This window comes from Pseudomonas xanthosomatis (assembly GCF_019139835.1).
Classification (GTDB): Bacteria; Pseudomonadota; Gammaproteobacteria; order Pseudomonadales; family Pseudomonadaceae; genus Aquipseudomonas; species Aquipseudomonas fakonensis.
Map to the genome: position 1 here is coordinate 4,077,674 of NZ_CP077075.1, position 24,414 is coordinate 4,102,087.

A 24,414-nucleotide genomic window follows, 5' to 3' on the forward strand; every position below is an offset into this window, starting at 1 on the left:
TTTCAAATGCATACATAAATTAACCACACTAGATGGCGGCTAACCGGCGCATTAACCCCAACGACCTGATCAGCCAGGAAACCGGCTTCGACGGCAAGCGCACCGCGTATGTCTACGACCTCAATGGCCAGCTGACTCAATATTTATCCAGCCACTCGCTATGAGCACCTTCATCGCTGGCACGGAGGAAATTTCCGAAATGACACGAAAGGCTCTCCACTAAACCCAGCAACACCAGAGGAGTTCTAAATGCCAAAAATCAGCATATCAGCCGCTTCGCCCACGAGAAATTTGGCGGCAACAAAATTTCTTCATAAAACGCTGGGGTGCGCTCTAGCCAGCGCATCAAGGATGCTTGAATCAGGAAAGGCCAGCGTCTTCTTTACATGTCAACTGTTCATGAATGATCACGTAGAAAAAGATAAGAAAATCAGGAAGATCATTGATTTCTTTACAAAGGAAAATATAGAGCTTTGCATTGTTGAAATTGACGACGACGCCAATTGGAGCGATGTAGATTTTAACAACCCTGGCAACCTAGAAATATCAAAAACCTTATTACTCAACATGCTCGACGAAGCAAAAGGGAGATACAGATAGGCTCTCCGCATACGAAGCGACTTCAGCGTAATAGTTACGTCAACACGACAACTCTCGCAAAGTCCAATCTCTTTAAAAAAGCGCGCACTACACTTGCAGTACCCTCCACAGTACTGCCGGTGGAAATCAGTCAGACTGACCTAACAGCAGCAAGCTGAGCGACAGTCTCGGCCGCCTGGTCGGCAACGGCCGCAGGCCTACGAGTACGACCTCAACGACCGCCTGGTCACCGAGCACCAGGGCCGCGCCACCCTGCGCTACCGCTACGACGCCCTCGGCCAGCTAAGCCACGCCCGCCTGCCTGATGGCAACCGCCTGGACTATCACTACAAGCCCGGCGGTGATCTGGACAGCATCGACCTCAACGGCCAGCCGTTGACCCGTCACCAGTTCCAGGCCGGGCGCGAGCTGGCCCGCCAGCAAGGGCAACTGGTCAGCCAGTACCAGTACGACGAGCAAGGCCGCCTGGTGCAGCACCGCGTTACCCAGCGCCAGGACAAGAAGTGGCTGCTGACCCGCGGCTACGGGTACGACGCTAACGGCAACCTGGCCAGCATCGACGACAGCCGCAAGGGGCTGCGCGAATACCGCTACGACCCGCTGGACCGGTTGGTCGCGGTACGGGGCGATATCGGCGAGAACTTCCAGCATGACCCCGCCGGCAACCTGCTGGCGCAGACGGCGCAGCATGGTTCAAAACAACACCTAACCCAAATGGAGACTTAAAATGAAGCCTGTAACCATAAAAATTTTAATAGACGGTGAACGCACCGATATAAGCCTACGCTTGAAGATGTCACCATCAAAAATCACAACCACCATTAGAAACCAAGAAAAAACAGTGTTGGGCGACAACATATTCGACTGCTTCGTCAAAATGAGAAAAGAATATCCCGATGTGAAATTTCTATGCAAGGGGGCCAAAACAAATGTATTCCCTTCAAGAATGAGCTCGCAGATGTCTGGCATGACCGCTTATGAGATGACACTAGGATGCCCAGCCCTAGATAAAGACAAAGTCGATATTTTCGACTATGACGACGCGGACATCGCCGACAATTACGAGCAGCAATTGAATTTTTATAAAAGCTGGATTGACTCGATCCGAAACCGATCTAAAAGCGTCAACCCTGATTAAACAAAAGTCGTGCTTGCGGCAATAGGCTTGTACAACCGCGACGGTCGCCCTCTGCAGATACGCGAAGACCGCATGTTGAGGGACTCACGGCCGGCAGATCACCCGCCAGGACGTGACTGGCGCCCTCACCCGCTACCCGTGGGCCCCGACAGGCCGCCTGCCCGACTCCAACCCATGATGCGCTTACGGCTCGAGGCCAAGCCATGCACAAGGTGCGTGCGAGTTCTCGAGTCACCCTGCCCGGCCTATCCTTGCCTCACCCACCCCAGCGGAGCCTGCCCATGCCCACTAGCCCCCCCCTGCTGCACAGCTGGCACTTGAACGCCCAGGCCTGGATCGACGCGGTGCGCTCAGGCGCCATCGCCTCGCGCCACCAGGTCACCGACCAGGCCATGCTGCTGGCCGTGCTCGGCCTGCAACCGCAGCGCGTGCTCGACCTGGGCTGCGGCGAAGGCTGGCTGTTGCGCGCGCTGGCTGAGCGCGGGGTTGCGGCGGTGGGCGTGGACGGCGATGCGCAATTGGTAGCGGCGGCGCAGGCCGCAGGTTCGCCAGCGGTGCACCAGGCCAGCTACGAGCAACTGGCCGAGGGGCTGCTGGATATTGGCCATGGCTTTGACGCGGTATGCGCCAACTTCGCCTTGCTGCACCAGGACATCATCCCGCTGCTGCAGGCCATGCATGGGTTGCTCGCGCCCGATGGTGCGCTGGTGATCCAGACCTTGCACCCCTGGGCCGCGGCGGCCGGCGACTACCAGGACGGCTGGCGCGAAGAGTCGTTTGCAGGCTTTGCCGGCGACTGGCAACCGATGCCCTGGTACTACCGCACCTTGAGCAGCTGGCTGAACGCGCTGGCCCTGGCAGGTTTCAACCTGTTTGAGCTGCGCGAGCCGCAACACCCGCAAAGCCCGCTGCCGCAATCGCTGCTATTGCTGGCGCGGCCTTGTTAGCCACCACTGCCAGGCGCTATCGTCGGCAGCTGACTACCGCCGCCTGCAAGGACCACCCCAATGCCCCGCCCCACTGCCATGCTGCTGACTGCGGCCCTGGCACTGATCGCCCCGCCGCTGCTGGCCGCCGACCTGCAAACCACCGTTGACCACACCATCGAACCCCTGATGCGCGAACACGGCATCGCCGGCATGGCGGTGGCGGTGTACGCCAACGGCCAGGCGCATTACTTCAGCTATGGCTGGGCCAGCAAGCGCGACAAGCAGGCGGTGACCCGCGACACGCTGTTCGAGATCGGCTCGGTGAGCAAAACCTTCACCGCCACCCTGGCCGCCCTGGCCAGCGCCGAAGGCAAGCTCGACCTCAACGCCCCGGCCAGCCAGTACCAGCCAGCCCTGGCCGGCACGCCGATCGGCAGTGCCACTGTGCTGGAGCTTGGCGCCTACAGTGGCGACTGCCTGCCGCTGCAATTTCCCGACGCTGTTCAAACCCCCGAGCAAACCCTGGCGTTCTTCCAGCAATGGCAACGGCGCAGCGAGCACGGCACCCAGCGTTGCTACTCCAACCCCAGCCTTGGCCTGTTTGGCGACCTGGCCGCGCGGGCGCAGCAAAAGCCCTTCGCCGAGGTGATGAACAGCGTGCTGCTGCCGCGCCTGGGCCTGCAACACACCTGGCTTGAGGTGCCGGCCAGCGAGCGCGGGCTGTACGCCCAGGGTTTTGATGCCGACAACAAGCCGGTGCGGGTAAGCCCCGGCCCCTACGCCGACCAGGCCTACGGCATCAAGACCAGCGCCAGCGACCTGCTGCGCTACGTGCAGCTGCAATTGCAGCCTGCCGGGCTGGACCGGCCGCTGCGCCAGGCCATCGGCATTACCCAGGGCGGCTACTTCCAGGTTGGCGCCATGCTCCAGGGCCTGGGTTGGGAGCGCTACCCGTGGCCGGCCAGCCTCGACACCCTGCTGGCCGGCAACAGCGCGCAGATGATCCGCAAACCCCAGGCCACCCACGCCCTCAGCCCGGCGCTGCCGGCCGCCCCGGCCGCCTGGTACAACAAGACTGGCGCCACCAGCGGCTTCGGCGCCTACATCGCCTTCGTGCCGTCGCAGCAGATGGGCATTGTGCTGCTGGCCAACCGCAACTACCCCAACGAAGCCCGGGTGCGCGCCGCACACCGTATTCTGACCAGCATGGAGCAATGAAGATGTTGAGAATCCTTGGCAAGGCCGCGTCGATCAACGTGCGCAAGGTGTTGTGGGCCTGCAGCGAACTGAACCTGGCCTATGAGCGCGAAGACTGGGGCAGCGGTTTCCAGCCCACCGATGCGCCCGACTTTTTGGCCCTGAACCCCAACGCCATGGTGCCGGTGATCGTCGACGGCGATTTCGTGCTGTGGGAGTCCAACACCATCATCCGCTACCTGGCCAACCAGCATGGTGGCGCCCACCTGTACCCCGCCGCCCCGCGGGCCCGCGCCGCCGTGGACCAGTGGCTGGACTGGCAGGCCACCGACCTCAACGATGCCTGGCGCTACCCGTTCATGTCGCTGGTGCGCCAGTCGCCAGCGCACCAGGACCCGGCGCTGCTGGCCGCCGGCTGCGAAACCTGGAACAAACGCATGGAGCTGCTGGAGCGGCGCCTGGAAGCCACCGGCGCTTATGTCGCCGGCAACGACTTCAGCCTGGCCGATGTGGTCATCGGCCTTTCGCTGAACCGCTGGCGGCGCACCCTGCAGCAGCGCCCGCAGCTACCGGCGCTGGAGGCCTACCATGCGCGCCTGCGCCTGCGCCCGGGCTACCTGGAGCACGGTGATAACGGCCTGGTCTGATAGCTGCTGAAGGATTGTCCGACAAGATGTAGTGACAAAAAATAAACACTACAAAACTGTTGACGCCCCTCTCGGCCCTTGTGCATGATGAGGCCGTCTCCCTGATCGGGAGCGGTGGCAAGGGTGTTCCAGACGGCCTGCGCGGTAACGCAGGCCGTTCGTGGAGAGGGAAACTGCCCAGAAGGCAGCGTGAGAAAGCCCCTGTTGCGATGCTGCTGTAGCAGCCTTGGTTAGCGCGCTACATGAGTAGTGCCGAATGTGAAATTCACAACGAACTTCACCAACAAATGAGAGTAATGGGGGCTTTATGATGAACTTGAACAACAATCCAACCATCGACCAATTGGCCCAGCTGTTCGCCGCGCGCAAGGACAGCCTGGACGACCACCTGCTGTGGGTCAGCCAAACCGGCGAGGTCCGCCTGGACCGCCTGCCGCCGAACACGGTCGAAGATGAATTCGAATCGCACATGCCCAGCATGCGCGCCCGCTTCAAGGTCTACCGCCGTGGCCAGGGCTACGTCGGCAAGAAGGCCGCGGCCGACACCACCTTCGTCGGCCAGGTGCTCGAGACCCTGCAACAAGAATGGCCCGACGCCCGTGAGCGCCAGGCAGTCAAGGTGATCGACACGCTGAACTGACACGGCGTATCAACCACCACAGCTTGAGCCCGGCCCAAAAGGCCGGGCTTTTTCATGCCTGCTAGGCTTTGTACGAAAAATGCCTGCGCGACGATCATGCTGCGTTGAAAACAGGCTCGGAATGCTCATTTACAACCCGTAAACTCCGCTTCCTCGCCTGTTTTCGCCTTGCCTGATCGCCGCTCGGCGACTTTTCGTACAAACCCTAGAATGTGCCCCCCTACCCTCGGAGCCTCGAATGAACGCCCCCACCTACGGCACCGACGATGCCTCATACCAGGCCGCGGGCGGTATCGACGGCCTGCGCCGGCTGGTCGACGACTTCTACCGCCTGATGGATGAACGCCCCGAGGCCGCCAGCGTGCGGCAGATGCACCCGGCGGACCTGGCAGGCTCGCGGGACAAGCTTGCGTGCTTTCTCAGTGGCTGGCTGGGCGGGCCACGCCTGTACAGCGAGCGTTATGGCTCGATCGCCATCCCGTCGTTCCATGCACAGTGGCCGATCGGCGAGGCGCACAGCGCCATCTGGCTGGACTGCATGGCGCGGGCCATCGCCCTGCAGCCGTGGCCGGCGGATTTTGCCAAGTACTTGCTGCGCCAGTTGCGGGTGCCGGCGCAGCGGATTGTGCAGGCCAGTGGCAACCGGCATGGCCAGGGCGGTGCTGGCCTGTAGTGCGTGGGAGCATCTGTCTTGTGCTGCCTGTACCGGCCTCATCGCCGGCAAGCCGGCTCCTACAGGTACAGCGCAGGCTTGAATGCTACGCGATCCCTGTAGGAGCGGCTTCAGCCGCGAACACCGGCAGAGCCGGTGCCATCTACCGTGTCGTCTGATTCGCGGGTAAACCCGCTCCTACAGGGGCCACACTCAGGCCTGAAGCCTGCGCGGCAACTGCACCGGCATCGGCAAGGCCCCGGTCGCCAACGCCCGCGCCCGGTCCACGCCCCACACCAGCGCGCGGGTCATGGTTTCGCCCGGCCGCGCCGGGTAGTACTCCTCCAGCAACGCCTCGCCATTACGTGCATAGAGCCCTAGAAACAGCTGGGTCGCCCCCAGCCGCGACAAGCGCACCTGCACATCCAGGCTGGTGCCGTCGCTGAGTTCTTCATCGTGGCTGCGGCTGTGCAGTTGCGCATCGGCCCATTGCCAGTAGGTTGCTTCCCTGATTCGCATCGGCGGCGGTACTCCCTGTATTCGAATGCCGCGCAAGAAAAACACACACCCGCGCCAACGGCGAGGGCGACCTGCCGATTCTCTGCGCGGGATCAACAAAGTGAAGGAAAAGATGACCGTTAGGCGGCTGGCCAACCCCGGCAGCCAAGCCCCCTGTAGGAGCCGGCTTGCCGGCGTTAGCCCTGATGCGGTCTAAAGAGGGTTACTTCTTCGACGGAACACGCGGGGTAAAGCGGCCCTTCTTGCTGCGCTGCAGGTGCGCAGGTTGCAGCTGCTCCGAATCATCCAGGGTCATGTGGGCAAAGCCCAGGCGAAACGCCGCCTGGCCACAGCGCACCTGGCTGTTGATCGGAAATGAATCGTTCAAATCTTCGAAGTAGGATTCGCTCATGCCCTTGTCTCCCTCCAATGGTGACCGTGCCGGCAGGCAATGCGCCCGCCTGTGTAAGCTGCGGCCCGGATGAAGTGAGACTAGCCGGTCATTTGCAGACCGGCCGGACAAAACCGCCTTGCCCGACCAGTGGCACTTGGCCTTACTTCAAGCGCACCGCAGTACCAGTGGCGAACACCACGACCATGCCGCCCTGCACCGACGGCATGCTGATTTCGAAGTCCACCCCCAGCACTGCATCGGCGTGCAACAGCCGTGCCCGTGCCTGCAATTCTTCGGTGGCCTGCTCGCGGGCCAGCTTCAGCGCGCTCTCCAGGGTTTGCGAGCGGCCGCCGAAGAAGTCGCGAAAACGTGCGAAGAAATCGCGCACGAAGTTGATCCCCTGCACCGATTCGGCGCTGACCACGCCGAGGTATTCGGCAACAGGGCGGCCTTCGAGCTGGCTGGTGGTGGAGATGATCATGGGTGAGGCTCCGTGCGGCTGGCGTTGAAAAAACGCCGAGTCTAACAGAGCCTCCAGACAGGCTCCTACACGCTGGCGGCGCGCAGGCGTTGGCCCAGGCGCGGGCCGAATACATTGATCAACAGGCCCAGCATCACCAGCAGCGCGCCCCAGCCCTGGGCGGCACTCAGGCGCTCGCCCAGCAGCAGCGCCGAGGAGCTCAGGCCAATCACCGGCACCAGCAGCGAGAACGGCGCCACCTTGCCCGCCGGGTGGCGCGACAGCAGTGTGCTCCACAGGCTGTAGCCAAGCATGGTGGCGATAAAAGCCAGGTAGATCAGCGCCAGCACCGAGCTCCAGCTGATGTTGAGCAACGCATGGCTGATGCGCTCCGGCCCCTCCAGCCACCACGACAAGGCCAGAAACGGCAGCGGCGGGATCAACCCGCCCCAGATCACCAGGGCCACCAGGTCGACCTTGCCGAAGCGCCGGGTGATGATGTTGCCCATGCCCCACATGGCGCCGCCGCACAGGGTCAGCAGCAATGCGATTACCGGCACGTGGCTGCTGTTCTCGCTGCCGATCACCGCCAGCCCGCTGGCAGCCACCAGCAAGCCGATCACCCCGGCCAGGCGCAGGCGCTCACCGAGGAACAATGCAGCGAAGCCCAGGGTGAAAAACGCCTGCGACTGCAGCACCAGCGAGGCCAGCCCCGGCGGCATGCCGCTGTACATGGCCTGGAACAGGAAGGCGAACTGGCCCAGGGAAATGGTCGCGCCATAGGCGATCAGCCAGCGCCACGGCAGCTTCGGGCGCTTGACCAGCAGCACCGCCGGGAACGCCACCAGGGCAAAGCGCAGCGCGCCGAGCAACATCGGCGGCAGGCCATCGAGGCCGACCTTGATCACCACGAAATTGACGCCCCAGGCGATGATCACCACCAGGGCGATCAGCAGGTCCTTGAGTGGCATGGCACGCATTCCTTCTTCAGGCTTGTTCTAGTCATATTTGGTTACAGCATAAGGTTATTCCCGGCCGACGGACCAGCACAGTTATGCAAAGCCCTTGCGTAACAGTGCGCTGTGATGGCCCAAGTGGGTGGCCCACCGGAGTGAAATCCTTCACTTGACCTTACTTGTATAGACATGCTCATATGAAAGCTCGGCCCTGGCCCTGCGCCGCGCCGATATGACCGCCTAAAACAACAACGAAGCGGAGCCCTCCCTGATGTCCAGCAAACCTGTGATCGAGCGGCGCTCGATCGACTACATCCCGGAATCCGAGCGCCATGGGCGCGTGTACAGCCAGTTCACCCTGTGGTTGGGTGCCAACCTGCAGATCACCGCCATCGTCACCGGGGCCCTGGCCGTGGTGCTGGGCGGTGATGTGTTCTGGTCGCTGATCGGGCTGTTGCTCGGCCAGTTGATCGGCGGCGCGGTGATGGCCCTGCATGCAGCCCAGGGCCCGCGACTGGGGCTGCCGCAGATGATCTCCAGCCGCGTGCAGTTCGGTGTGTATGGCGCGGCCATCCCCATGGTGCTGGTGTGCCTGATGTACCTGGGCTTCACCGCCACCGGCACGGTGCTGTCGGGCCAGGCCATCGGCCAGTTGCTCAGCGTCAGTGACAGCACCGGCATCCTGATTTTCGCCGGGGTGATCGTGCTGGCCACGTTGGCCGGCTACCGGGTGATTCACTGGATCGGCCGGGTGGCCAGCGTGCTGGGCATCATCGCCTTCGTCTACCTGTTCAGCCGCATCCTGCTGTTGGCCGACATCGGCCAGTTGCTCGACAACCGTCACTTCAGCTGGGCCAGCTTCCTGCTGGCGGTGTCGCTGGCGGCGTCCTGGCAGATCGCCTTCGGCCCTTACGTGGCCGACTACTCGCGCTACCTGCCCAGCCACACCTCGCCGCTGAAGACCTTCCTGGCCGCAGGCCTGGGCTCGGTGCTCGGCGCCCAGGCGTCGATGATCCTCGGGGTATTTGCCGCAGCCATTGCCGGCGGGCAGTTCTCGGGGCGCGAGGTGGCCTACATCGTCGGTTTGGGTGGCGCTGGTACCACGGCGGCGCTTTTGTACTTTTGCATCGCCTTCGGCAAGGTGACCATTTCGACGCTCAACAGCTACGGCAGCTTCATGTGCATCGCCACCATCATCAGCGGGTTCCGTGGCCACCTGCAGATCAGCCGCCTGCAACGCCTGGTGTTCGTGCTGGCCATCGTTGGCGCGGCCACCCTGGTGGCGTTGCTGGGGCAGCATTCGTTCCTCAGCGCGTTCAAGTCGTTCATTTTGTTCCTGCTGACCTTCTTCGTGCCGTGGAGCGCGGTGAACCTGGTGGACTACTACTTCATCACCAAGGAGCGCTACGACATCCCGGCGCTGGCCGACCCGGACGGGCGCTACGGGCGCTGGAACTGGCCTGGCATTGGCGTTTACACCTTTGGGGTGATGGTGCAGATGCCGTTTATCGACACCAAGCTGTATACCGGGCCGATGGTGGCGCATTTGGGGGGCGTGGATGTGTCGTGGTTGATCGGGTTGGTGGTGCCTAGCGTGTTGTATTACTGGGTGGCGCGGCGGCGGGGGCGTGAGGTGCCGGCGGGGATTATTGTGCCTGGGGGGCGGTGAGGTTCGGGTTCGGGGCTTTATGGCGATTGCTTTGGGAGATGTATGCGCATTCATTGACGATGAGCGCTTTTCGTCACCTTTCCGCCCTTACGGCGGGTTACTTTGGTCGCGGCCAAAGTAACCAAAGCCGCCCTGCTCCCATCATCCGGCCCCCTACGCTGCGCTTCGGGGGTTCCCTCGCTCCGGGCTTGCTACGGAGGTACGCGCCGACGGGCCGTCCCTGGCCCGATCGGCGCTCGACCGGCATCCATGCCGGTCGCCCTCCTACGCAATCCCTACGCTCGGCCTCCTGAAGTCGCGATTTGTGTTGTCTGAACTACCGCGCGCTTAGAAGCAAGATCAACAGCCAGATCAAGAGCCAGATCAAGAGCCAGATCAAGAGCCAGATCAAGAGCTGGGGTGTTGGTTTGATTGTTATTGATGTGTTGTTTGTTCTGACGCCATCGCGGGGCAAGCCCGCTCCCACGTTAGTTGTGCGCACCAAGTTCTGCCGTGGGAGCGGCGGTGCGCCGCTGCGACTTGCCCCGCGATTCAATCCTGAGTTCCCACGGTGGCAACTAGTGTCCTGTCTCGGAAATAACTTAACCCACTTGAGCTACGCTTCGTTGGTCAGCCACAAAGAGGAGTGGAGCCGTGAACTCTCAAGCCATTGTGCTCAGTGACGATGAGCAGGTTGAGTTGAGCCGGCGGGTTCGCTCGGCGACCATCAGCCAGCGCGACGGTCGCCGAGCGCGTGTAATCTTGCTGGCTGCTCAAGGTCATTCACGTAACGAAATCGCTGAATTGACCGGCCTCTCCGTTGTTTCGATCACCCGCTGGTGCAAGCGTTTTCAAGCCCAGCGCCTACAAGGCTTAGTGGATTTGCCTGGGCGAGGACGCAAAACTTCCTTACCTGCCGAAGCTTTGAAACGAACGCTTGAGCAGGTCACTCAACCACGCATTGGCCAACCTCGTTGGAGCTGCCGCAGCATGGCGCGAGTCGCCGGTATTTCGCCTGCCAGCGTCCAACGAATTTGGGCCGCGAACGACATCAAACCGCACCTGACTCGCACCTTCAAACTGTCCAATGACCCGCATTTCGAAGAGAGATTCTGGGACGTCATTGGACTGTATCTGGCGCCACCGGATAAAGCGCTGGTGCTCTGCTGCGATGAAAAGAGCCAGGTTCAAGCCTTGCAACGCACGCAACCAGGCTTGCCATTGGGCATTGGCCACATCCGCACACAGACCCATGACTACGTTCGTCACGGCACGCTAACGCTGTTCGCGGCCATGGATTACCTCCAGGGTCGGCTGATCAGCAGCATCGAAACACAGCACCGGCATCAGGAGTGGCTGGCTTTCCTGAAAAAGATCAACCGGGAAACACCCAAGAACCTGCAATTGCACTTGATCGTGGATAACTACGCCACGCACAAGCATCCGGTCGTCAAGGAATGGCTCAAACGCCATCCACGATTTCATCTGCACTTCACCCCGACCTCAAGCTCCTGGATGAACATGGTTGAACGCTTTTTCCGGGACATCACCGTCTACCTGCGCGATGGCAGCTTTAGTTCGACACGCGAACTGGCTAGCTCCATCACCGCGTTCTTGGCGCTGCACAACGCTCAGCCCTGCCGGTACGTCTGGAACGCGAAAGGTGAAGACATCTTGCGCAAGATCCAGAGTGCCCGAGACGCGATGGCAGGCGCGATGAAAAAGAACGTTTTATCTGAGACGGGACACTAGCGACCGAGCTGCGTACTTACAGGCGCCGCCCCTAACTTCGCGACTTCAGGAGGCCGAACGCAGGGATTGCGGAGGGGGGCGACCGGCATGGATGCCGGTCGAGCGCCGATCGGGCCAGGGACGGCCCGTCGGCGCGTACCCCCGGAGCAAGCCCGGAGTGAGGGAACCCCGGAGCGCAGCGCAGGGGCCGTATGAATGGAGCGAGGATTTTTTGGTGACTTTTTGATCCTTCAAAAAGTTACCCGCCGTAAGGGCGGAAAGGTGAATAAGCGTCACTACAAATAATGAATGCGCATACAACTTTCAAAACCAACCAACTAATCAACAGATCAACAGATCAACAAACAATAGCCCCTCGGAAAAACCGCAATCCCCCCACAAAACCTCAATGCCCAGCCGAAGCCGGCCCCGCCTTGGCCGTAAACGGCGGCTTGGCAAACCACACCAGCAAAATCAACCCCGCAAACACCCAGGTCAGCAAGGTGAAATAGTCCACCGTCGACATCATGTAAGCCTGCCCGTTGAGAATCTGCTCAAGCTGCGCATAACTCTGCGGCCCCGCCCCTCCCAACTGCTCCAGCGTATGCCGGGTAGCCGGGTCGAACGCGCTGATGTGCTCGCTCAGGTAAGCATGGTGCTGGTCGGCCCGGCGAATCCAGATCCAGGTCGTCAGCGACGCGGCAAAGCTGCCACCCAAGGTACGCAGGAAGGTCGCAAGCCCCGAGCCATCGGCGATCTGCTGCGGCGGCAGGTCCGACAGCAGAATGCTCAAGGTCGGCATGAAGAACAACGCCACACCAATGCCCATGAACAACTGCACCAGGGCAATGTGGGTAAAGTCCACCTCGCTGGTGAAGCCCGCACGCATGTAGCAACTGGTGCCGATCGCCAAAAACGCGATGCCGGCCAGCAGGCGCAGGTCGAAACGGTGCGCGTACTTGCCCACGAACGGCGACATGATCACCGGCAGCAAACCGATCGGCGCCACGGCCAGGCCCGCCCAGGTGGCGGTGTAGCCCATCTGCGTCTGCAGCCATTGCGGCAGGATCAGGTTGATGCCGAAGAACCCGGCATAACCGCCCACCAGCACGATGGTGCCGACGCGAAAGTTGCGGTGTACGAACAAGCGCAGGTTAACCACCGGGTGGCGGTCGGTCAGCTCCCAGATGATGAAGATGGCCAGGAACACCACCGAAATGATCGAGCCAATGATGATGAACGACGACTCGAACCAGTCCAGGTCGTTGCCCTTGTCCAGCACCACCTGCAACGCCCCTACCCCGACGATCAGGGTCAACAGGCCGATGTAGTCCATCGGCTGGCGGCTGGTGACCACCGGCCGCGCGCGCATTTGCTGGCGCACCACGGCGGCGGCGAACAGGCCGATGGGCACGTTGATGAAGAAGATCCACGGCCAGCTGTAGCTGTCGGTGATCCAGCCGCCGAGAATCGGCCCGGCAATCGGCGCCACCACCGTGACCATGGCCAGCAATGCGAGCGCCATCCCCCGTTTCGCCGGGGGGTACACGGCAATCAGCAAGGTCTGGGTCATCGGGTACAGGGGCCCTGCGACCACGCCCTGGAGCACGCGAAAGCCCACCAGCTCAGGCATCGACTGCGCGATGCCGCACAGGAACGAAGCCAGCACGAACAGCAGCGTGGCCCAGATGAACAGCTTCACCTCGCCAAAGCGCCGGCTCAGCCAGCCGGTCAGCGGCAAGGCAATGGCGTTGCTCACCGCGAACGAGGTAATCACCCAGGTGCCCTGCTCGTAGCTCACCCCCAGGTTGCCGGAAATGGTCGGCAGCGCCACGTTGGCGATAGTGGTATCCAGCACCTGCATGAAGGTGGCCAGCGACAGGCCGATGGTGGTCAGCAGCAGGCTGGGGGGCGTGAACTGCGCAGCGCCGCCCTGGCTCATCGCTGGGCCGTCTTGCCGGTGGCGCTGTTTTCGTGAATCAGCCGGGCAATCAACTGGTCAGCCTCGCCCAACTGGCGGTCGTACACCTGGGTGGTGTAGCTGGCCTGCTGCGGCGGCTGCTGGGCCAGGGTCGGGCCGCTCTGGTCGTGCAGGTCGACCTCGGCCACGGTGGACAGGCCGATGCGCAGCGGGTGGTCCTTGAGCTGCTCGGAGTTCAGGTGAATGCGCACCGGCACCCGCTGGACGATCTTGATCCAGTTGCCGGTGGCGTTCTGCGCCGGCAGCAATGCGAAAGCACTGCCGGTGCCGGCGCCGAGGCTGTCGACGGTGCCGCTGTATTTGACTTCGCTGCCGTACAGGTCGGCGGTGATCTCCACCGGCTGGCCGATGCGCATGTCGCGCAGCTGGGTTTCCTTGAAGTTGGCGTCCACCCATACCTCGTCCAGCGGGATCACCGCCATGGTCGCGGTACCCGGTTGCAGGCGCTGGCCCAACTGCACGGTGCGCTTGGCCACGTAACCGGTAACCGGCGCCACCAGGGTGGTGCGGGCGTGGTCCAGGTAGGCCTGGCGCAGCTCGGCAGCGGCGGCCATCACCTCGGGGTGCGAGGACACCACGGTGTCGTCCACCAGCGCGCTGCTGGTGTTGAGCTGCTGGCGGGCACTGTTGACGGCGGCCTGGGCCACGGTCAGGTCGTCACGCGAATGGGAGATTTCTTCCTGGGCGATGGCGCCGCTGTCGGCCAGTACCTTGCGCCGGTTGTAGTTTTGCTGGGCCTTTTGCAGCTCGGCCTGGCGGGTTTGCAACTGGGCCTTGAGCGAATCGACATTGCTGTACAGGCCGCGGGTCTGGCGCACGGTGCGCGCCAACTTGGCTTCGGCGGCCTGCAGGGCCACTTCGCTGTCGGCCGGGTCGAACTGCAGCAGCACTTGGCCGGCGTGCACCAGGTCGCCGTCGTCGGCACCAATGCTGGTGACGGTGCCGGTGATCAACGGGGTGATCTCTACCACGTTGCCGTTGACGTAGGCATCGTCGGTGCTTTCATGCCAGCGCCCGACCAGGCTGTACCAGGCCCAGGCGCCGGCCCCGGCAACCATCAGGATGAGCAGCAGGCCGAGCAGCCAGGCCTTGCGCTTGCGCGTGTCCTGCGGGGCTGGCTGGGTGGAGGTGTCAGCGGAAGTAGCCATGACAGTACCTTGGAGAATGCGTGACAGGGATCAACGGTCGCCGAAACGGCGGATCGTCAGGGGGTCGCCGGCGCTGAGCAGCACCTTGGCCAGCAGGCCTTCGAGGGTTTTCAGCTCCTCGGGCTGCAACACACCGACCAGCTCGTTCATTGCCGCGGCGCCCACCTGCGGCAGGCGGTCGGCCAGGCGCTGGCCGTCAGCGGTAAGCGCCAGGCGCACCTGGCGGCGGTCGTCGGGGCAGCGGTTGCGCAAAATCAGGCCCTTTTGCTCGAGGCGGTCGAGCATGCGGGTCATCGAACCGCTGTCCAGGCCGAGGTAGCGGCACAGCTCGGCCGGGGTGTCGACCTGGTACTGGGTGACGATGATCAGCACCTTGAACTGCGCGGCAGTGACGCCGTCGGCTTCCAGGTGCCAGTCGAGGATGCGGTCCTTCAGCACGGCGGCGCGGCCAAGCAGCATGCCGATGGCGCAGGTCTGGAAGTTCTCCGGGGTGAAATGGGCCATCGGCGCTCTGCTCGGGAAAGTGTGTAGAAATATTACTGCTTAGGCAGTGAATGTCAAAGCCTTGATTAGCGTGCTAACTAAAATTTCATGCAGCCGCCGGGTTTCGCCAAGCGCCGCCCGGGCAGATATGCTGACCCCTGCCCCGAGTCACCCGTTCAAGGAAATGCATGCGACTTGCCCCATTGGCCACCCTTTGTGCCCTGGCCCTGCTGACCACAGCCTGCGGCTCCTCTCACCCCCCGGCTGCGCTCGCGCCAGAGATCGGCACCGGCTACCGCAGCGGCCTGCAACCAGTACATGCCAAGCGCCACATGGCCGCGGCCGCCAACCCGCTGGCGACCGCGGCCGGCCTTGAAATGCTGCGCAAGGGCGGCTCGGCCATCGATGCCGCAGTCGCCATGCAGGCCGTGCTGACCCTGGTGGAGCCACAGTCCAGCGGCATTGGTGGCGGCGCCTTTATCCTGTACTGGGACGGCCGGCAGGTGCAGGCCTACGACGGTCGCGAAACCGCGCCGCAAGGTGCCAGCGCCATGCAGTTCCTCAAACCCGACGGTACGCCCATGGCCTTTGCCCAGGCGCAGATCGGCGGGCTGTCGGTGGGAGTGCCAGGGGCGCTGAGGGCCCTGGAACTGGCGCACAGGCAGCACGGCAAGTTGCCGTGGAAGACGCTGTTCGGCCCGGCCATCGAGCTTGCGCGCAACGGCTTTGCGGTGTCCCCGCGGCTGCATGCGCTGATTGCGGCCGACCGGTTCATCGCCCGCTCGCCTGAGCTTGCACGCTACCTGCTCACCCCCGAGGGCAAGCCGTTGCCGGTTGGCAGCCAACTGAAGAACCCGGCACTGGCCGACACCTTGCAGGCCATTGCCAGCGAGGGCGCAGATGCGCTGTACCAAGGCAGGCTGGCCCAAGCCATTACCCGGCAGGTGAACCGCCACGCCAACCCCGGCAGCCTGGCCCTGGCCGACCTTGCGGCTTACCGCGCCGTGGAGCGCCAACCGGTGTGCGCGGATTACAAACAATGGCGCATCTGCGGCATGCCGCCGCCCTCCTCCGGCGGTGTGGCAGTGCTGCAGACCCTCGGCATCCTGGAGGCACTGGGCCGGCATGACCCACGCCAGGACATTGCCCGCATGCCGCCAGTGGCGGCCGCCACACCTGCAGGCCTGACGCCCGACGCCAACGCCGTGCACCTGGTGGCCGAGGCCGAGCGCCTGGCCTATGCCGACCGCGCCCAGTACCTGGCCGACCCGGGCTTTGTGCCGGTGAACGTCAAGGGCCTGACCAGCAGCGCGTACCTGGACGAGCGTGCGCGGCTGATCGGCGAGCGCAGCATGGGGCATGCCGAAGCCGGCGTGCCACCGGGTGCCAACCTGGCACTGGCGCCGGACCGCTCGCCACTGCGCATCTCCACCTCGCAGGTTTCGGTAGTGGACAGCTTGGGTGGCGCCCTGTCGATGACCACCTCGGTTGAGGCAGCCTTTGGCTCGCACCTGCTGGTGGAGGGCTTTTTGCTCAATAACCAGCTCACTGACTTTTCCTTCATTCCAGAGGAGCACGGGCTACCGGTGGCCAACCGCATCGAGCCGGGCAAGCGGCCGCGCTCGTCCATGGCCCCGACGCTGGTGTTCGAGCGCTCCAGCGGGCAACTGGTGGCTACGCTGGGCTCGCCGGGCGGCTCGCAGATCATTCAGTACGTCAACAAGGCGCTGCTCGGCCTGCTGGACTGGAAGCTGGACCCACAGGCGGCCGTTGGCCTGCCGAACTTCGGCAGCCGCAATGTGCAGACCGAGGTCGAGGCCGGGCTGGTGGGGCCGCAGATCATTCGGCAGTTGCGGGCGCGCGGGCACGATGTAGCGGAACTGGAGATGACCAGCGGCACACAGGTGATCGTGCGCGATGGCGAGGGTTGGGCGGCGGGCGCCGACCCGCGCCGTGAAGGCAGCGCTGCCGGAGATTGACGCCCCCCTGAAGGAGCGGCCTCGTGTCGCGAAAGGGCTGCGTAGCAGCCCCCGCGATTTTGCATAAGTTCGAGATCCTGGGGCTGCTCTGCAGCCCTTTCGCGACACAAGGCCGCTTCCCACAAGGATTGCATAAGCTTCAGGGCAATGCGTACCTGCAGGAGCCGGCTTGCCGGCGATGAGGCCGGCACAGCCAGCACAACAATCGCCCACAAGAGGCGCGTCAGCTTTTTCAAACTGAACGAGCCAGTTGCACTCATCACCCGCTATAGAGACGGCGCGTCAATAAGAGCCATGCGCATCAACGCCGAATTTCCATACAATTGATAGTCATTCGCCATTAACCCGTTCTCGGAAGCCGCGCCCAAGAGTAGAATGCCGCAAAACCGGGAGCCGTAATGAATCACGACCGCCTCATCCCCAGCGAAGACGATGCCATCACCGACGCCGCCGCGCATTGGTGCATGCGCCTGCACGCCGAAGATTGCACGGCCGCAGAGCGGGCGGCGTTCAGCCAGTGGCTGGCGGCCGATCCGCGGCACGCCGGGGAATACCAGGCCATGCTGGAGATCTGGCAAACCGCCGACCTGCTGCCGCGCACGCACAACGTGGTCGAGCTCAAGCCGCAACGCCGCACCCAGTCGCGCAACTGGCGGCCCTTTGCTTCGGCTGCGGCCATCGCCCTGCTGGCCCTGCCCCTGGCCGGCTGGGTGGGTTGGGAGCAAGGCTGGCTGCCCAGCAGCTATCAGCACTTCAAGACGGGCGACCAACTGCAGCAGGTGCAACTGAGCGACGGCAGCACCGTCGACCTGAACCTCAACAGCGAGCTGCGCTACCTGAACTACAAGGATGAGCGCCGGGTCACGCTGGTCAGGGGCGAGGCGTTCTTCAAGGTTACCCACGACAGCACCCACCCGTTCATCGTACATGCCGGCAACGGCCAGACCCGGGTCACCGGCACCCAGTTCAACGTGTGGAAGTATCAGGACGAGGTCAAGGTGACGCTGGTGGAAGGCTCGGTGCTGGTCAGCAGCGACGGCAACGGCGGTTACCACCTGGGCCCCGGCATGCAGGCCAGCTACCACCAGGGTGATTTCGACCCCCACCTGGCCCAGAGCGAGGACTTCGACAATGCCCTGGCCTGGCGCAACGGCAAGCTGGTGCTGGACAACCTGAGCCTGCGCCAGGCCTTGCCGGTGATCAACCGCTACCTGGACAAACCCCTGCTGCTGGCCGACGACAGCACCGCACGCATTCGCATCAGCGGCATCTACAACACCCGCGAAGTCGCCCGCCTGGTCGACACCCTGCCCAAGGTGCTGCCGGTCTACCTGACTCGCAGCAAGGACGGCAGCACCGTGCTCAACCGCATCGTCCCGGCGCCAAGCCGGGGCTGAGCCTGCGCCCTGCCGGGGCTTTGTGCGTGCAACTGCCTCGTATTGCCGGCGATAAGGCCCCTCACAACACCATCGCCGCCAACCAGCCAAAGCCCAGCAACGGCAAGTTGTAGTGGATGAACGTCGGCACCACCGTGTCCCAGATATGGTGGTGCTGCCCGTCCACGTTCAGCCCCGAGGTCGGCCCAAGGGTGGAGTCCGACGCAGGCGACCCGGCATCCCCCAGGGCGCCGGCCGTACCGACGATGCACACCGTGGCGATCGGGTCGAAGCCCAGTTGCACGCACAGGGGTACGAAGATCGCCGCCAGAATCGGCACGGTGGAAAACGACGAGCCGATACCCATGGTTACCAGCAGGCCCACCAGCAGCATCAGCAGCGCACCGATGCCCTTGCTGTGGTCGATCCACTGCGCCGAGGCCTCCACCAGGCTCTTCACCTCGCCGGTGGCCTTCATCACGTCGGCAAAGCCTGAGGCGGCGATCATGATGAAGCCGATCATGGCCATCATCTTCATGCCTTCGGTGAACAGGTCGTCGGTATCCTTCCAGCGCACGATGCCCGACAGCGAGAAGATCAAAAAGCCCACCATGGCACCGATGATCATCGAGTCCAGCCACAGCTGGATGATGAACGCCGCGGCAATCGCCACCCCCGCCACCAGCAAGGTCAGCGGGTTGTACTGCACGCTCACCTGCTCCACCTGCTCGATACGCGCCAGGTCGTAGTCACGCTTTTTGCGGTAGCTGAAGAACACTGCCAGCAATAAACCGGCGAGCATGCCGGCGGCCGGGATGGCCATGGCGTGTGTGACATTGACCCCGCTCACGTCCACCCCGGCGCGGCTGACGTTGGCCAGCAGGATCTCGTTGAGGAAAATGTTGCCAAAGCCCACCGGCAGGAACATGTACGGGGTGATCAGGCCGAAGGTGATCACGCAGGCGATCAGCCGCCGGTCTATGCGCAGGCGCGTGAGCACGTACAGCAGCGGCGGCACCAGCAGCGGAATGAAGGCAATGTGGATGGGCAGGATGTTCTGCGACGACACCGCCACCACCAGCATCAGGCCGATCAGCAACCATTTCACCTTGCCGCCCTCGGCATGGCCCTGACGGTCGATCATCGCCAGGGCGCGATCAGCCAGCGCGTGGGCCAACCCGGACTTGGCGATGGCCACGGCGAAGGCACCGAGCAAGGCGTAGGACAACGCCACCGTGGCACCGCCCCCCAGCCCGCCATTGAAGGCCTTGAGCGTGCCCTCGATACCCAGCCCGCCAACCAGCCCTCCGGCCAGGGCGCCGATGATCAGGGCGATCACCACATGCACGCGGGACAGGCTCAGGACCAGCATGATCCCGACCGCGGCTATCACTGCATTCATGATGTGCAAACCTCGTTACTACAGGCAAAAAGAAGACAAAAAGCGAGTGTTCCGGCGACAGCTGCACGCAGGCAGTGGCCGGGCCAAAGGATGTTGTTATGAAGGGCGCACACTCTGAAGCACCGGCCGGCAGAAGTCAAAGCCGCGTGGGATGCGGGTTGTTGCGGCAATAGACCAAAGTCCTAGGAAATTGATTGATCGTTCAATCAAGAAAGCGCCACCTTGGCCGAAACAGTCGGCAGCATCAAACCTATTACAAGGGATTTGCCCCCATGCCTGTGCTGCGACAACTCTCGATTCAATGGAAGATCACCCTGCTGGCCGGCCTGTGCCTGGCCAGTATCGTCACCCTGCTGGTCGGCCTTTCGCTGTACCGAATGGACCACAGCTCCGACCTGGTCAAGGCCAGCAGCATGCACATGCTGACTGAAGCTGCGCAGTCGCGCATCGAGTCCCAGGGCGAGGTTCAGGCCCTGAACATTCGCCGCCAGTTCATGGACGCCTACCAGTACGGCGCAGGCTTCGCCCGCCAGGTACTGTTCCTGCGCGAGCAGGCCGAAAAGCGCTTCCTCGATGCCTACGACCTGCGCCAGGACATGACCGCCCAGGTGCGCGCCGCCTTGCAGGCCAACCCCGACCTGCTTGGCCTGTCGCTGGTGTTCGAGCCCGGCGCGCTGGACGGCAAGGACAAGCTGTTCGCCGGCCAAGCCGCGCTGGGCAGCAACGAGACCGGGCGCTTCGCCCTGTACTGGTCGCAACCCCGGGCCGGCGAGCTGACCTCGATGGCCTTGCCTGAGCACGACATGGCCAACACCGCCATCGGCCCCAGTGGCCAGCCGGCCAACACCTGGTGGGTGTGCCCGCGCCAGAGCGGCCAGGTGTGCGTGGTCGAGCCGTACTTCTATGACATCGACGGCCAGCGCGTGCTGATGACCAGCATCGTGTTCCCGCTCAAAAGCAACGGCAAGGTGATCGCCACCCTGTCCATCGACATCAACCTCAACAGCCTGCAGGCCCTGAGCGAGTCGGCCAGCCGAGGGCTGTACGAGGGCCGTACCACGGTCGGTATCCTCAGCCCGGTGGGCCTGCTGGCCGGCTACAGCGCCGACGCCGGCAAACTGGCCCAGCGCATGGACCAGGTCGACCCGGCCCAGGGCGCCGAGCTGGTGCGCAGGCTGGCCGAAGGCAAGCTGCAGATTCTGCACGGCCAGCAGCGCCTGAAGGTGCTGGCTGCGTTCGAGCCGATCCCCGGCGGCAAGCCCTGGGGCGTGCTGCTGGACGTGCCGGAAAGCGCCCTGACCGGCCCCGCCGAAACCCTCAAGCAGGAGCTGGACGCCCTCAACACCAGCGGCACCCTGCTGGAGCTGGGCCTGGGCCTGGCTGCCGCCATCGCCGGCCTGCTGCTGGTGTGGCTGATGGCGCGCACCGTGACCCGCCCGATCCTCGGCGTGGCCGCCATGCTCAAGGATATCGCCAGCGGCGAAGGCGACCTGACCCGCCGCCTGCAGTACGACAAGCGCGACGAGCTGGGCGAGTTGGCCGGCTGGTTCAACCGCTTCCTCGACAAGCTGCAACCCACCATCGCCGAGGTGAAACGCTCGGTGCAGGCCGCCCGCGGCACCGCCGACCAGTCTGCGGCCATCGCCGCCGAGACCAGCGCCGGCATGGAGCAGCAATACCGCCAGGTCGACCAGGTGGCCACCGCCTCCCACGAAATGAGCGCCACCGCCCAAGACGTGGCCCGCAGCGCCGCCCAGGCGGCCCAGGCGGCCCGCGATGCCGACCAGGCCACCCGTGAAGGCCTGGCGGTGATCGACCGCACCACCACAAGCATTGGCACCCTGGCCGCCGACATGAGCAGCGCCATGGGCCAGGTCGAAGGCCTGGCGCGCAACAGCGAGAAGATCGGTTCGGTGCTGGAGGTGATCCGCTCGATCGCCGAACAAACCAACCTGCTGGCGCTCAACGCCGCCATCGAGGCCGCCCGTGCCGGTGAAGCCGGCCGTGGCTTTGCCGTGGTCGCCGACGAGGTGCGCAACTTGGCCCGTCGCACCCAGGAATCGGTGGAAGAAACCCGCCAGGTCATCGAAGCCCTGCAGGCCGGTACGCAAGAAGTGGTCGGCGCCATGGACGGCAGCCACCGCCAGGCCCAGGGCGGCGTCGAGCAGGTTGGCCAGGCGGTCAGCGCGCTGCAACGCATTGGCGAGGCGGTCACGGTGATCACCGACATGAACCTGCAGATCGCCAGCGCCGCCGAAGAGCAAAGCGCGGTGGCCGAGGAGATCAACCACAACGTCGCCACCATTCGTGACGTCACCGAGTCGCTGAGCGGCCAGGCCAACGAATCGGCGCGGGTCAGCCAGTCGCTGAACAGCCTGGCCAACCAGCAGCAGGGGCTGATGGACCAGTTCCGCGTCTGACCGCCATCGCAGGCTTGCCGGCTCCTACAAGGCTTGCGCTGTACCTGTAGGAGCCGGCAAGCCTGCGATGGGGCCCGGACAGGCGCCATCCAACAATCCGCCTGCCCCTCACCCCTGCCAGAACCGCCCCCCACCCAACAACCTGTCGAGCAACGCCAGCGCCCCCTGCACATTGGGCCTGGCCCCCATGGGCAACACGTCGGTCAACGGCAGGGTGGCATCCTCATACCCCGACGCCATGATCAACAGGTGCATCTGCCCGGCATCCAGGTACACATGGTGTTCGGTCATGGCATAGGACTGGACAAGGCTCAACGCACCGGTCACCAGTGGCGTGGCCGCTGAAGTGCCGCCGTAGTTGGCGGTGTAGTCGCGATCATCCCCAGTTTTGTCCTGCAAGTCTCCACCCGATAACGTTGCCACGCTGTCGCCCCAGGCATTGAGCATGCGGTAACGGTAGGAGTAGTTGGAATACTGGTGGGGCTTGCCATCCCAAGAGTGACAGGCACCGACCAAAATGGCATCGGCATCGCCATGGTCGCTGAAGTACCGCCACCGCGCGAGGTCGACCCCGTGGTTCTGCACCGTGCCCTTGGAGCTGTCAGCCTGGGCCGTGCCGTTGGCAGCTGCCACCACCACCACTGCACCGCGCTTGCCGAGCTCGCTGATAACATCCCACCAGGCCCAGTCGTGCACGGCCGGCAGGAAGGTGCCCAGTACCTGCGGGTTGGCGGTCTGCCGGTTGATGCCAACGATGTCGCCCGGCAGTACCTGGCGCAAGAGGTCCTTGAGTACCTGGGACTCGCCGGTGCCGGCCTTGGCCCGGTTGTCGTAGAGAAACAGTTCGCTGTCATGGCTGATTCCGGTCATGCCAATGTCGTTCTTCACGGCCAGCAGAACGCCGGCCGACTTGGTGGCATGGCTGGGGTCGTCATTGGGTTTGTCGTGGACCAGAATCAGGTTGGGGTTGCCGCGCAAGTCCTCGTGGCCAGGGAACAAGCCACCGTCGGTGAAGTGCATGCGCCCCCCCTTTCCAGTCACTTGCTGTTGCCAGGCGGCTCTTACGTTCAAACCCTGCGAGCGGATGCCGGGCGGGTCCAGATAGGTTTGCAGCGCCTCGAAATCAGGCGTGGGCCTGGCGTTTTCTTCCGCGCTGTTACCCGCGCGCACGGCAGCGCCGGTCAGCAGCGTTGCCAGCACCCCGGCGACGCCCAGCAACAGCAGGTTGGGCCCATCGCTTGGGCCGATGAACTGCAGCGACCGTACATACTCCAGCGCGGCGAGGGTCTTGATCAGCGCGACGAAGGTGTCGTTGCTCATGCTTGCTGGTTGTTCGAGCGTGCAATACCGGCCAAGCACCGCCAACGCCGAATCCTCGCGCTCATTTGCAGCGAGCAAGGGTCGCAGTTCGAGCACCTGGCCCAGCAAAGGCCAGAGGCGCAGCAGCACCGAGTCGGAGCCGGGCTCAAGATCATCGAGCAAGCTTTGGTACCCGCCCTCGCTGAAACCTATTTGCAACAGCGGGTAACGCTCGCCGTCAGGCAAGGCCGGGAACGGCGCCAACAGCCGGCCATAGGGGTCGTCCGGCCCTTGCCCGGCATCAGGCACCGCGCGGCGATTTCGCGGGTTCGAAGACAGCGGCACCTTGTCCAGCACACTCCTGTCCAGCTCAGATTCCTCTACCTGCAGCACCAGGGGCTCGAAGTCGAAGAGCCCGGCCGCCCCGGTCTCTCGGCCCAAGGCAATGGCGTATTCATCGAGTAACACCACCTTGGGCCGGATAGCATAGTGCCCGGCGACTTCCCGGGTGACGAAACTGACCGGGCAGCCATGGTCGGCGAGCCTGCCACTGCTGGCATGCCCAAGCGCCGAGAGCCCTTGCAGCAGTACCGGGTCACCCGGCCCCAGGCGTTCGAGCTGGTAACGGATACGTGCCACCTTGTGCAGGTCGGGCCCGGTACAACGCACGTGGAATTTCCCGTCGAAACGGAAATTGCGGTAATAGATGAAACTCAAGGAGGGGGTCATGGCAAACACCAGTCAGTGAAAAGAGCAGATTGTTCGCGCAGCCCACGCCACCCGGCAGCCAGAAGCCCTTCCCACGGTCGCCCAAACTGCGTCGTCTACACTTGCCC

At 63.6% G+C, this 24,414-nt stretch carries 22 protein-coding genes and 2 pseudogenes; 15 read left to right on the forward strand and 9 right to left on the reverse strand.

The genetic code is table 11. The features are described 5' to 3' along the window. The first annotated feature begins 32 nt into the window (after positions 1 to 32). The 9 genes and pseudogenes from KSS93_RS26660 (at position 33) to KSS93_RS18055 (ending at position 5,824) form a co-directional block, all read left to right on the forward strand. On the forward strand, positions 33 to 164 hold the full coding sequence (locus KSS93_RS26660) for a hypothetical protein (RefSeq protein ID WP_263975030.1): 132 nt from the start codon (positions 33 to 35) through the stop codon (positions 162 to 164). 85 nt (positions 165 to 249) lie between these two features. Further along, positions 250 to 600, forward strand: a complete 351-nt coding sequence (locus KSS93_RS18020) for a hypothetical protein (protein WP_217885325.1) — start codon at positions 250 to 252, stop codon at positions 598 to 600. A gap of 189 nt (positions 601 to 789) precedes the next feature. Beyond that, a pseudogene (locus KSS93_RS18025) lies at positions 790 to 1,287 on the forward strand (RHS repeat domain-containing protein); the annotation flags it as partial. A gap of 40 nt (positions 1,288 to 1,327) precedes the next feature. Continuing rightward, positions 1,328 to 1,738: a hypothetical protein gene (locus KSS93_RS18030; protein ID WP_217885326.1), complete on the forward strand. Its 411-nt coding sequence runs from the start codon at positions 1,328 to 1,330 to the stop codon at positions 1,736 to 1,738. Between the two features lie 275 nt (positions 1,739 to 2,013). Beyond that, complete coding sequence (locus KSS93_RS18035; protein WP_225917383.1) at positions 2,014 to 2,685, forward strand: class I SAM-dependent methyltransferase; 672 nt, start codon at positions 2,014 to 2,016, stop codon at positions 2,683 to 2,685. Between the two features lie 60 nt (positions 2,686 to 2,745). Then, entirely contained in the window at positions 2,746 to 3,885 is a 1,140-nt protein-coding gene (ampC, locus tag KSS93_RS18040; protein WP_217885328.1) for a class C beta-lactamase, read from the forward strand. A 2-nt stretch (positions 3,886 to 3,887) separates the two neighbouring features. Beyond that, positions 3,888 to 4,511: a glutathione S-transferase family protein gene (locus KSS93_RS18045; RefSeq protein ID WP_217885329.1), complete on the forward strand. Its 624-nt coding sequence runs from the start codon at positions 3,888 to 3,890 to the stop codon at positions 4,509 to 4,511. Between the two features lie 307 nt (positions 4,512 to 4,818). Continuing rightward, positions 4,819 to 5,151 (forward strand): hypothetical protein, encoded by a 333-nt coding sequence (locus KSS93_RS18050; protein ID WP_217885330.1) that lies wholly within the window; start codon positions 4,819 to 4,821, stop codon positions 5,149 to 5,151. A 238-nt stretch (positions 5,152 to 5,389) separates the two neighbouring features. Further along, positions 5,390 to 5,824: a group II truncated hemoglobin gene (locus tag KSS93_RS18055; RefSeq protein WP_217885331.1), complete on the forward strand. Its 435-nt coding sequence runs from the start codon at positions 5,390 to 5,392 to the stop codon at positions 5,822 to 5,824. Positions 5,825 to 6,016: 192 nt separating this feature from the next. Here KSS93_RS18055 and KSS93_RS18060 read toward each other — a convergent pair whose 3' ends face one another. From KSS93_RS18060 to KSS93_RS18075, 4 genes are all read right to left on the reverse strand, one after another. After that, positions 6,017 to 6,322, reverse strand: coding sequence for a hypothetical protein (locus KSS93_RS18060; protein ID WP_217885332.1), 306 nt, complete (start codon positions 6,320 to 6,322; stop codon positions 6,017 to 6,019). Between the two features lie 202 nt (positions 6,323 to 6,524). Beyond that, the gene (locus tag KSS93_RS18065; protein ID WP_217838825.1) at positions 6,525 to 6,713 is read right to left on the reverse strand and encodes a hypothetical protein; all 189 of its coding nucleotides are present in this window, start codon (positions 6,711 to 6,713) and stop codon (positions 6,525 to 6,527) included. Between the two features lie 142 nt (positions 6,714 to 6,855). Further along, positions 6,856 to 7,176 (reverse strand): heavy metal-binding domain-containing protein, encoded by a 321-nt coding sequence (locus KSS93_RS18070; RefSeq protein WP_217838826.1) that lies wholly within the window; start codon positions 7,174 to 7,176, stop codon positions 6,856 to 6,858. A 65-nt stretch (positions 7,177 to 7,241) separates the two neighbouring features. After that, positions 7,242 to 8,126 carry an EamA family transporter gene (locus tag KSS93_RS18075; RefSeq protein WP_217885333.1) on the reverse strand — a complete coding sequence of 295 codons (885 nt, stop codon included), beginning with the start codon at positions 8,124 to 8,126 and terminating at the stop codon, positions 7,242 to 7,244. A 256-nt stretch (positions 8,127 to 8,382) separates the two neighbouring features. Between KSS93_RS18075 and KSS93_RS18080 the strand changes: the two genes are divergently transcribed. Both KSS93_RS18080 and KSS93_RS18085 read left to right on the forward strand, forming a co-directional pair. Further along, on the forward strand, positions 8,383 to 9,780 hold the full coding sequence (locus KSS93_RS18080; RefSeq protein ID WP_217885334.1) for a purine-cytosine permease family protein: 1,398 nt from the start codon (positions 8,383 to 8,385) through the stop codon (positions 9,778 to 9,780). A 633-nt stretch (positions 9,781 to 10,413) separates the two neighbouring features. Beyond that, complete coding sequence (locus KSS93_RS18085) at positions 10,414 to 11,511, forward strand: IS630 family transposase (RefSeq protein ID WP_217885335.1); 1,098 nt, start codon at positions 10,414 to 10,416, stop codon at positions 11,509 to 11,511. Positions 11,512 to 11,896: 385 nt separating this feature from the next. Here the strand turns inward: KSS93_RS18085 and KSS93_RS18090 are convergent, their stop codons facing one another. From KSS93_RS18090 to KSS93_RS18100, 3 genes are read right to left on the reverse strand one after another with little or no spacing between them, the layout of a single operon-like run. Continuing rightward, the gene (locus KSS93_RS18090; protein ID WP_217885336.1) at positions 11,897 to 13,432 is read right to left on the reverse strand and encodes a DHA2 family efflux MFS transporter permease subunit; all 1,536 of its coding nucleotides are present in this window, start codon (positions 13,430 to 13,432) and stop codon (positions 11,897 to 11,899) included. Then, a complete protein-coding gene (locus tag KSS93_RS18095) occupies positions 13,429 to 14,619 on the reverse strand; it encodes an HlyD family secretion protein (protein ID WP_217885337.1) in 1,191 nt (396 codons plus the stop codon). The genes KSS93_RS18090 and KSS93_RS18095 overlap by 4 nt, the downstream gene beginning before the upstream one ends. Positions 14,620 to 14,649: 30 nt before the next feature. Further along, positions 14,650 to 15,123: a MarR family winged helix-turn-helix transcriptional regulator gene (locus KSS93_RS18100; RefSeq protein ID WP_217838886.1), complete on the reverse strand. Its 474-nt coding sequence runs from the start codon at positions 15,121 to 15,123 to the stop codon at positions 14,650 to 14,652. 167 nt (positions 15,124 to 15,290) lie between these two features. Here KSS93_RS18100 and ggt point away from each other — a divergent pair, with 167 nt between their 5' ends. Beyond that, positions 15,291 to 17,081, forward strand: coding sequence for a gamma-glutamyltransferase (gene ggt / locus KSS93_RS18105; RefSeq protein WP_217885338.1), 1,791 nt, complete (start codon positions 15,291 to 15,293; stop codon positions 17,079 to 17,081). A 398-nt stretch (positions 17,082 to 17,479) separates the two neighbouring features. Then, a complete protein-coding gene (locus tag KSS93_RS18110) occupies positions 17,480 to 18,478 on the forward strand; it encodes a FecR family protein (RefSeq protein WP_217885339.1) in 999 nt (332 codons plus the stop codon). A gap of 61 nt (positions 18,479 to 18,539) precedes the next feature. Here the strand turns inward: KSS93_RS18110 and KSS93_RS18115 are convergent, their stop codons facing one another. Further along, positions 18,540 to 19,859, reverse strand: coding sequence for a Na+/H+ antiporter family protein (locus KSS93_RS18115; protein WP_217885340.1), 1,320 nt, complete (start codon positions 19,857 to 19,859; stop codon positions 18,540 to 18,542). A 596-nt stretch (positions 19,860 to 20,455) separates the two neighbouring features. Between KSS93_RS18115 and KSS93_RS26985 the strand changes: the two are divergent. Then, positions 20,456 to 21,421: pseudogene (locus KSS93_RS26985) on the forward strand (methyl-accepting chemotaxis protein); the annotation flags it as partial. A gap of 102 nt (positions 21,422 to 21,523) precedes the next feature. Beyond that, a complete protein-coding gene (locus tag KSS93_RS26990) occupies positions 21,524 to 22,279 on the forward strand; it encodes a methyl-accepting chemotaxis protein (protein WP_404671487.1) in 756 nt (251 codons plus the stop codon). Positions 22,280 to 22,387: 108 nt separating this feature from the next. Here the strand turns inward: KSS93_RS26990 and KSS93_RS18125 are convergent, their stop codons facing one another. Further along, positions 22,388 to 24,307: a S8 family serine peptidase gene (locus KSS93_RS18125; protein ID WP_217885342.1), complete on the reverse strand. Its 1,920-nt coding sequence runs from the start codon at positions 24,305 to 24,307 to the stop codon at positions 22,388 to 22,390. Positions 24,308 to 24,414: the final 107 nt, after the last annotated feature.

Excerpts from the sequence above, each read along its gene's own strand:
- KSS93_RS26660 (WP_263975030.1), top strand. The coding sequence starts at position 33 with ATGGCGGCTAACCGGCGCATTAACCCCAACGACCTGATCAGCCAGGAA.
- KSS93_RS18020 (WP_217885325.1), top strand. The coding sequence starts at position 250 with ATGCCAAAAATCAGCATATCAGCCGCTTCGCCCACGAGAAATTTGGCG.
- KSS93_RS18030 (WP_217885326.1), top strand. The coding sequence starts at position 1,328 with ATGAAGCCTGTAACCATAAAAATTTTAATAGACGGTGAACGCACCGAT.
- ampC (WP_217885328.1), top strand. The coding sequence starts at position 2,746 with ATGCCCCGCCCCACTGCCATGCTGCTGACTGCGGCCCTGGCACTGATC.
- KSS93_RS18045 (WP_217885329.1), top strand. The coding sequence starts at position 3,888 with ATGTTGAGAATCCTTGGCAAGGCCGCGTCGATCAACGTGCGCAAGGTG.
- KSS93_RS18050 (WP_217885330.1), top strand. The coding sequence starts at position 4,819 with ATGATGAACTTGAACAACAATCCAACCATCGACCAATTGGCCCAGCTG.
- KSS93_RS18055 (WP_217885331.1), top strand. The coding sequence starts at position 5,390 with ATGAACGCCCCCACCTACGGCACCGACGATGCCTCATACCAGGCCGCG.
- KSS93_RS18060 (WP_217885332.1), bottom strand. The coding sequence starts at position 6,322 with ATGCGAATCAGGGAAGCAACCTACTGGCAATGGGCCGATGCGCAACTG.
- KSS93_RS18065 (WP_217838825.1), bottom strand. The coding sequence starts at position 6,713 with ATGAGCGAATCCTACTTCGAAGATTTGAACGATTCATTTCCGATCAAC.
- KSS93_RS18070 (WP_217838826.1), bottom strand. The coding sequence starts at position 7,176 with ATGATCATCTCCACCACCAGCCAGCTCGAAGGCCGCCCTGTTGCCGAA.
- KSS93_RS18075 (WP_217885333.1), bottom strand. The coding sequence starts at position 8,126 with ATGCCACTCAAGGACCTGCTGATCGCCCTGGTGGTGATCATCGCCTGG.
- KSS93_RS18080 (WP_217885334.1), top strand. The coding sequence starts at position 8,383 with ATGTCCAGCAAACCTGTGATCGAGCGGCGCTCGATCGACTACATCCCG.
- KSS93_RS18090 (WP_217885336.1), bottom strand. The coding sequence starts at position 13,432 with ATGAGCCAGGGCGGCGCTGCGCAGTTCACGCCCCCCAGCCTGCTGCTG.
- KSS93_RS18095 (WP_217885337.1), bottom strand. The coding sequence starts at position 14,619 with ATGGCTACTTCCGCTGACACCTCCACCCAGCCAGCCCCGCAGGACACG.
- KSS93_RS18100 (WP_217838886.1), bottom strand. The coding sequence starts at position 15,123 with ATGGCCCATTTCACCCCGGAGAACTTCCAGACCTGCGCCATCGGCATG.
- ggt (WP_217885338.1), top strand. The coding sequence starts at position 15,291 with ATGCGACTTGCCCCATTGGCCACCCTTTGTGCCCTGGCCCTGCTGACC.
- KSS93_RS18110 (WP_217885339.1), top strand. The coding sequence starts at position 17,480 with ATGAATCACGACCGCCTCATCCCCAGCGAAGACGATGCCATCACCGAC.
- KSS93_RS18115 (WP_217885340.1), bottom strand. The coding sequence starts at position 19,859 with ATGAATGCAGTGATAGCCGCGGTCGGGATCATGCTGGTCCTGAGCCTG.
- KSS93_RS26990 (WP_404671487.1), top strand. The coding sequence starts at position 21,524 with ATGGAGCAGCAATACCGCCAGGTCGACCAGGTGGCCACCGCCTCCCAC.
- KSS93_RS18125 (WP_217885342.1), bottom strand. The coding sequence starts at position 24,307 with ATGACCCCCTCCTTGAGTTTCATCTATTACCGCAATTTCCGTTTCGAC.